Source organism: Mesorhizobium sp. M7A.F.Ca.CA.004.04.2.1 (genome assembly GCF_004022825.1).
Lineage (GTDB): Bacteria > Pseudomonadota > Alphaproteobacteria > Rhizobiales > Rhizobiaceae > Mesorhizobium.
In genome coordinates this window covers 1-7,057 of record NZ_RZPH01000215.1, presented here as the reverse complement: position 1 = coordinate 7,057, position 7,057 = coordinate 1, and the positions used below count along the sequence as shown (strand labels likewise).

The following is a 7,057-nucleotide window of genomic DNA, read 5'->3' as shown; positions in this document are numbered from 1 at the left end:
AGACAGATGCGAAACTGCACGGTGCGGTTGCCATTCCAGTAGTTGCCTGACAGCGAACCGGCGACGTGGATCGTCTTGCCCCGGTTCTTGAACAGGAATTCGCCAAGTGCGGTATCGACAGCGCGAAAGGCGATCGCCTGGATGCGGCCGCCGCTTTCCGATTGCAGTTCGACGCGGATGTGGTTGGTGCCGACCGGCCGCGCATCGGCCAATCGGTGGCGCGGCAACGCGAAAACAGGGGCCACATGCCCGGCACCGAAGGGTCCGGCCTGTTCCAGCGCGTCGAGCAGGCTGAGCGTCGCGCCTTCAGCGGCAAGTGCGCCGTCTATGGCCAGGCTTTCCTCGCCCTGCAGGCGAAACACGTCGGCTGCCGCCCGTTCTTCGAAAAACGCCCTGAGTTCGCCAAGCCTTGCCCGCTCCACGGTGATGCCCGCCGCCATGCCATGGCCGCCGCCCTTGACGATCAGACCGGCAACGGCCGCCTCGCGCACCAGCCGGCCGAGGTCGAAACCCGAGACCGAGCGGCCCGAACCGGTGCCGATGCCCACAGCATTGAACGCGATGGCGAAGGCGGGCCGCCGGGCATGATCCTTCAATCGCGAAGCGAGCAGGCCGACAATACCCGGATGCCAGCTGTTGGAGGCGGTGACGACGATAGCCGGGCCATTGCCGCCGGCGAGCTCTGCATCGGCCTCGACGCGCGCCGCCGCGAGCATCTCCTGCTCCATCAACTGCCGTTCCTGATTGAGCCGGTCGAGCGTCTCGGCAATGGTGCGCGCCTCGACCGGGTCGTCGGTCGCAAGCAGCCGGCTACCAAGTGCGGCATCGCCGATGCGTCCGCCGGCATTGATGCGCGGGCCGATCAGATAGGCCAGATGGAAAGTGCTGATCGGCTCGCCGATACGCGACACGCGTGCCAGTGCCGCCAACCCTTCATTCTTCTGCTGGCGCGCCATCTGCAGCCCCTTGACCACGAAGGCGCGGTTGACGCCGGTCAGCGGCACCACGTCACAGACTGTGGCCAATGCCACGATATCAAGCAGCGAAAGCAGGTCCGGCGGCGTAGCATCGGCCATGCGGCCGCGCAGGATCCTGGCCGTCTGCACAAGGGCGAGGAAGACCACGCCGGCGGCACAGAGATGGCCCTGCCCGGAAAGGTCGTCGTCGCGATTGGGATTGACGACGGCAATTGCCGCCGGCAAGGCACCGCCGACCTGGTGGTGGTCGAGCACCACGACATCGGCCCCAGCCTCGTTGGCGGCATCGATGGAAACGGCGCTGTTGGTGCCGCAATCGACAGTGACGATCAGTGTCGCGCCACGCGAAACAAGTTCGCGCATGGCATCCGGGTTGGGCCCATAGCCCTCGAAAATACGATCCGGAATGTAGATTTCCGACGGCACCGAGAAATGCGTGAGGAACCGCTTCAGCAAGGCCGACGAGGCGGCGCCGTCGACATCATAGTCGCCGAAGATCGCCACCTTTTCCTTGGCCATCACCGCGGCGGCGATGCGGGCCGCCGCCCTGTCCATGTCGGTCAGCGATGCCGGATCCGGCAGAAGATCGCGGATCGTCGGGTCGAGAAACCGCTCGGTCTGTTCGGCGGTAACACCACGGCCGGCAAGCACCCGCGCGACGATGTCGGGCACGCCATGGCCTTGCGCGATGGCGAGCGCAATCATGTCCTGGCGTTCTGTCAGCCGATGTTCCCAGGAAATCCCTGATACTGACTGCCTGACATCGAGGAAGAGGCGTTTTTCGCCGGTCATACGCTTTGCCAACTCATCGTTGGCCGCACGATAATGCATGTCGCCCATAAGTGGGCAGCGGTTTTGGGGCGACGACCTGCATTGGCAACAATTTTAAGCGCGTCGCGTTCACGCGACGCTCTATAGGCCAAAGGCAGGCAAAGCCAAGCGATTCACGGATGTGCGCCGTCCCGGAATAGGTCAAGAAAACTACGCTTTCCGCTTTTCAGCCTGGCGCCGAAGCCATTCGTCGGCCGCATCGCCCATCGTCTTTTCCACACCGTCCTTGAGCCAGGCCATGAAAGGCCGGTCAAACCTGAATGCATCGCCGCATTCCCGGATGAGAAAGCGACGCACATTCTGGGTGTTGCGATAGAACTTTGTGATGGCGGTGGCACGCGAAATCGGATCCGCATGCCAGTCGAACGGTTCCATCGTCAAATCCTTGCAGCCAGCATCGGATGCGCCCGAATGGCTAGCAATTGCAAGGTGGCTTCGCAAGCGAGCGTCAGAACTTATCCAGATCCTGATGGCGGGCCTTGATCTCGCGCACCGTCCGCGACGACGAGCGCAGCACGATCGTGTGGGTGGTGATGTAATTGTGGCCGAATTTGACGCCAGCCAGCATGTTGCCGTCGGTGACACCGGTGGCCGCGAACAGCACATCGCCGCGCGCCATGTCCTCAGTCCGATAGACCCGTTTCGGATTGGAAATACCCATCTTTGCCGCGCGAGCAACCTTTTCCGGCGTGTCGAGGATCAGCCTGCCTTGCATCTGGCCGCCGGTGCAGCGCAGCGCGGCAGCGGCCAGCACGCCCTCTGGTGCGCCGCCAGTGCCGAGATAGATGTCGATGCCGGTTTCTTCCGGATCCGTGGTGTGGATGACGCCGGCGACATCGCCATCGCCGATCAGCCGGATCGCGGCACCCGTGGCGCGCACGGCATCGATCAGCCTGGCATGACGTGGCCGGTCGAGAATGCAGGTGGTGATATCCGATATGGCCACGCCCTTCGCCCTGGCGAGGCTGGCGATGTTCTCAGCCGCCGAGGCGTCGATGTCGATGACGCCGTCCGCATAGCCCGGACCGATGGCGATCTTGTCCATGTAGACGTCGGGCGCAAACAGCAGGCTGCCCTTTTCGGCGATCGCGATGACCGCGAGTGCATTGGGCAGGTTCTTGGCGCAAATCGTCGTGCCTTCGAGCGGATCGAGCGCGATATCGACGGCCGGACCTTTGCCGGAGCCGACTTCCTCGCCGATGTAGAGCATCGGCGCCTCGTCGCGCTCGCCTTCGCCGATCACCACCGTGCCCTTGATGGCAAGCCGGTTGAGTTCCTGGCGCATGGCGTCGACTGCGACCTGGTCGGCCGCCTTTTCGTCGCCGCGCCCGCGCAGCCTGGCGGCCGCGACGGCGGCTCGTTCGGTGACGCGCACCAGTTCCATGGTGAGTATCCGGTCAAGGCCGGCGACGATGTTCTGGGCCACATTCATCTGGTGATTTCCTCGTTGGCAATGCGGCCTCCCGCCGGAGGCGGCCTGTTTTGTCAAACCAGCATGACAACGGCAAGACCTACCGAGGATTTTATCGAATACCCAACAATATCAATCGATTAAACCGCATCCTTAAACAAGACTGGCCCGATCGCCGTGCGCCGGGCCAGTCTCAAAACGGTAAAAATGGCGGCGTTCGCGGCCTAGAAAACCGCGAGGTATTTGAGCAGTGAAATGATGCCGATGATGATGACGATCACCTGAACTATCTGTCTCATCCGGCCATCGAGCGGCAGGCGTTGAACCAGATAGAGAACGAGGATGATGACGAGGAATGTGATCAGGATGCCGATCAATGCTGATGAAGCCATGGTGCCCTCCTTAAAAGTGATGTGCTGAAAACAAGCGAGTGGGCCGGAAGCCCGGCCCTATCGCGCTGCGGTCAATACCAGCGGCGGGAGGTATCGTTCGTCGATTGACCAATGGCGAAGCCGGCCAGAAAGCCGAGCAGGCCGATCACGCCGACCAAAGCTGTCGTCGTACCTGGATTTTCACGCGCGACCTCCGAAACAGCCTGAGCCTGGCTGCGCAGCTGTTGCGCCGTACGCGAAGCGCGGCTCGCGGCCGTGTCGTACAACTCGGACGCCTGTTCGCCGGCGTCGTCGAGCATCTCCGCGCCCCGCGCCGAAATGCTCTTGTTGATCCTGGTGATCTCCTTGCGCAAATCGGCAATCTGCTTTTCCAGCGTCTTCTGGATGTCGTCGATATTAGGGGTGTCGGACTTGTTGGTATCGGCCATGAAGCGGTTCCTCTGGTTGCTGACCAAGAGAACGGCGACGACACCAATTCGTTCCCGCGTGGCGGCTGTCCCCACCAGACCAGACCTCAATGCCTGCGGGATTCCTGTCCCGCAGGGCCTATCGGGCGAAAGCTACCCTGCCCGCTCGATGCGGATGACCTGCGGCTTGTCGGTCAGATGGCCATCCTTGGTGATGCCATCGACGGCCTTGCGCACAGCAGCCTCCGTCGTCTCGTGGGTGACGAGGATCACCGTCTTCTGTGCCGCCGCCTCGCCATTGACCGCGTGCTGGACGATCGATTCCAATGAAATGTCATTATCGGCCATGCGCTTGGCGATTGCCGCGAAGACGCCGATGCGGTCATGCACGGTCAACCGGATGAAATAGCCGCCGGCATGGCTGCGCATCTGCGCCTTCTTGTAGGGTTTCAGCTCCTTCGCCGGCCGTCCAAAGACCGGACCATGCTGGAAGCCTGGCCGGCTCTTGGCGATGTCGGCGATGTCGCCAATGACGGCCGAGGCGGTGGCGTTGCCGCCGGCACCGGGGCCTGACAGCAGCAGTTCGCCCAGAATGTCGGTCTCGATCGCCACCGCATTGGTGACGCCATGCACCTGCGCGATGACCGATGCCGTCGGCACCATCGTCGGATGCACGCGCTGCTCGATGCCGCTCTCGGTGCGCTGGGCGACACCCAGCAGCTTGATCCGGTAGCCAAGATCGGCGGCCGCGCGGATGTCGGCCTGGGTGATGTTGGAGATACCTTCCATATAGATGTCGTTGGCGGCGATCCTGGTGCCAAAGGCAAGGCTGGTCAGGATCGACAGCTTGTGCGCGGTGTCGTGGCCCTCGATGTCGAACGTCGGATCGGCTTCGGCATAGCCCAGCCGCTGCGCGTCCTTCAGGCAAGCATCGAACGAGATGCCCTCGGCCTCCATGCGCGTCAGGATGTAGTTGCAGGTGCCGTTGAGGATGCCGAACACGCGCGTAACCGAATTGCCGGCCATCGCCTCGCGCATGGTCTTGATGACGGGAATGCCGCCCGCCACCGCCGCCTCATAGTTGAGCAGAACACCCTTTTTCTCGGCGATCTCGGCCAGCGCCACGCCATGCTTGGCCAGCAGCGCCTTGTTGGCGGTGACGACGTGACGGCCGGCTTCGAGTGCCGCTTTCACCGACGAGCGCGCCGGGCCCTCGTCGCCGCCGATCAGTTCGACGAACACGTCGATTTCTGCGGTCTGCGCCATCTTGACCGGATCGTCGAACCACTTTGCCGAGCTCAGATCGACGCCGCGATCGCGCTTCTGGTCGCGCGCCGAGACGGCGGTGACGATCACGTCACGGCCGCACTGGCGGGTCAGTTCCACCGCTTTGTCGCGCAGCACGCGCGCCACCGACGCGCCAACGGTGCCGAGGCCGGCAATTCCAACACGCAATGCTTCAGCCATGTCCGGCGACGTCCCTCAAAGTCAGATCGAATTTGCGTGCGGCAAGCTTACCGGTGAGCGGAGAGCGGCACGACGTTGTTGGGCTGCTTGGCGCTGGTCGACAGGAAGCGCTTGATGTTGCGCGCCGCCTGCCGGATCCTGTGCTCGTTCTCGACCAGAGCGACGCGCACGAATTCGTCGCCATGCTCGCCGAAGCCAACACCGGGCGCCACGGCCACGTCGGCATGTTCGATGAGCAGCTTGGAGAATTCGAGCGAGCCGAGATGTCGGAACGGCTCCGGGATTGGCGCCCAGGCGAACATCGATGCCGCCGGTGCCGGAATGGTCCAGCCAGCGCGGCCGAAGGCATCGACCATCACATCGCGGCGCTTGTGGTAGATGTCGCGCACTTCGGCGATGTCGGCGCCGTCGCCATTGAGCGCATGTGCCGCCGCCACCTGGATCGGCGTGAAGGCGCCGTAATCGAGGTAGGATTTCACCCGCGTCAGCGCCGAGATCAGCCGCTCGTTACCGACGGCAAAGCCCATGCGCCAACCGGGCATGGAGAAGGTCTTCGACATGGAGGTGAATTCGACGCAAACGTCGATCGCGCCAGGCACCTGCAGCACCGAAGGCGGCGGATTGCCGTCGAAATAGATCTCCGAATAGGCAAGGTCGGACAGGATGATGATGTCGTTCTTCTTGGCGAAGGCGACCACATCCTTGTAGAAATCGAGCGAGGCGACCAGCGCCGTCGGGTTCGACGGATAGTTGAGGATCAGCGCCAGCGGCTTCGGGATCGAATGTTTGACCCCGCGCTCGAGCGCCGGGATGAAGCCGTCGTCCGGCTCCACCTGCAGCGAGCGGATGACGCCACCCGACATGATGAAGCCGAAGGCATGGATCGGATAGGTCGGGTTCGGGCACAGGATCACGTCGCCGGGCGCCGTGATCGCCTGCGCCATGTTGGCGAAGCCTTCCTTCGAGCCAAGCGTGGCCACCACTTGCGTGTCGGGGTTGAGCTTCACGCCGAAGCGCCTGCCATAGTAGGCGGCTTGGGCGCGACGAAGGCCCGGAATGCCGCGCGACGAGGAATAGCGATGCGTGCGCGGGTCGCGCACGACCTCGCACAATTTGTCGACGATAGCCTTGGGCGTCGGCAGGTCCGGATTGCCCATGCCCAGGTCGATGATGTCGGCGCCACGCGATCGGGCGCTGGCCTTGAGCCGGTTGACCTGCTCGAACACGTAAGGCGGAAGCCGGCGAACCTTGTGAAATTCTTCCATGGCAGTTCCAGACAGCGAAGGGGGTGTTGGGCGCGCGCTATATACTTATTTGCAGGTAGGGTCGAGGGCGGGGTCGCATTTGGCTTCGATCTGCTTCAGCGTTTCGTCGCCATGCTTCTTGGCCAAATCCGTCAGCGCCGCCTGGTTGGCGACCTTCGGGCCGCCGCCCTTTGCCGCCTGCGCATTCTCATCCGCCTTCAATTGCGCGAGCTTGGCGTTCTTCTCGGCTTCGGTGAACTGAGGCGCCGCCACTTGCGGCTTGATGTTCAGGTTCGGAAAGGTGCCGGTATCCTTCGGCCCCGTACCC

The 7,057-nt window shown here is 63.2% G+C and carries 8 protein-coding genes; all 8 read right to left on the bottom strand.

Annotated features, from left to right (window positions below; all coding sequences use genetic code 11):
* Positions 1-1,769 (bottom strand): single-stranded-DNA-specific exonuclease RecJ (gene recJ, locus EN893_RS12345; protein ID WP_128361557.1); only part of this gene is annotated, 1,769 nt, incomplete at its 3' end.
* A 189-nt stretch (positions 1,770-1,958) separates the two neighbouring features.
* The gene (locus tag EN893_RS12340) at positions 1,959-2,183 is read right to left on the bottom strand and encodes a DUF6434 domain-containing protein (RefSeq protein ID WP_127271397.1); all 225 of its coding nucleotides are present in this window, start codon (positions 2,181-2,183) and stop codon (positions 1,959-1,961) included.
* Between the two features lie 73 nt (positions 2,184-2,256).
* Positions 2,257-3,240 carry a class II fructose-bisphosphatase gene (gene glpX, locus EN893_RS12335; RefSeq protein WP_127271399.1) on the bottom strand — a complete coding sequence of 328 codons (984 nt, stop codon included), beginning with the start codon at positions 3,238-3,240 and terminating at the stop codon, positions 2,257-2,259.
* Positions 3,241-3,443: 203 nt separating this feature from the next.
* Positions 3,444-3,611 carry a Thivi_2564 family membrane protein gene (locus tag EN893_RS12330; RefSeq protein ID WP_013531988.1) on the bottom strand — a complete coding sequence of 56 codons (168 nt, stop codon included), beginning with the start codon at positions 3,609-3,611 and terminating at the stop codon, positions 3,444-3,446.
* Between the two features lie 71 nt (positions 3,612-3,682).
* Positions 3,683-4,039 carry a hypothetical protein gene (locus tag EN893_RS12325; RefSeq protein ID WP_127272497.1) on the bottom strand — a complete coding sequence of 119 codons (357 nt, stop codon included), beginning with the start codon at positions 4,037-4,039 and terminating at the stop codon, positions 3,683-3,685.
* A 132-nt stretch (positions 4,040-4,171) separates the two neighbouring features.
* The gene (locus tag EN893_RS12320; RefSeq protein ID WP_127301770.1) at positions 4,172-5,485 is read right to left on the bottom strand and encodes a homoserine dehydrogenase; all 1,314 of its coding nucleotides are present in this window, start codon (positions 5,483-5,485) and stop codon (positions 4,172-4,174) included.
* A gap of 47 nt (positions 5,486-5,532) precedes the next feature.
* Positions 5,533-6,750 (bottom strand): LL-diaminopimelate aminotransferase, encoded by a 1,218-nt coding sequence (locus EN893_RS12315; RefSeq protein WP_023810473.1) that lies wholly within the window; start codon positions 6,748-6,750, stop codon positions 5,533-5,535.
* A gap of 45 nt (positions 6,751-6,795) precedes the next feature.
* A partial coding sequence (locus EN893_RS12310) for a hypothetical protein (RefSeq protein WP_128361556.1) occupies positions 6,796-7,057 on the bottom strand: 262 nt, incomplete at its 5' end.

Coding starts and splice junctions, on each gene's coding strand:
- EN893_RS12340 (WP_127271397.1), bottom strand. CDS start 2,183: ATGGAACCGTTCGACTGGCATGCGGATCCGATTTCGCGTGCCACCGCC.
- glpX (WP_127271399.1), bottom strand. CDS start 3,240: ATGAATGTGGCCCAGAACATCGTCGCCGGCCTTGACCGGATACTCACC.
- EN893_RS12330 (WP_013531988.1), bottom strand. CDS start 3,611: ATGGCTTCATCAGCATTGATCGGCATCCTGATCACATTCCTCGTCATC.
- EN893_RS12325 (WP_127272497.1), bottom strand. CDS start 4,039: ATGGCCGATACCAACAAGTCCGACACCCCTAATATCGACGACATCCAG.
- EN893_RS12320 (WP_127301770.1), bottom strand. CDS start 5,485: ATGGCTGAAGCATTGCGTGTTGGAATTGCCGGCCTCGGCACCGTTGGC.
- EN893_RS12315 (WP_023810473.1), bottom strand. CDS start 6,750: ATGGAAGAATTTCACAAGGTTCGCCGGCTTCCGCCTTACGTGTTCGAG.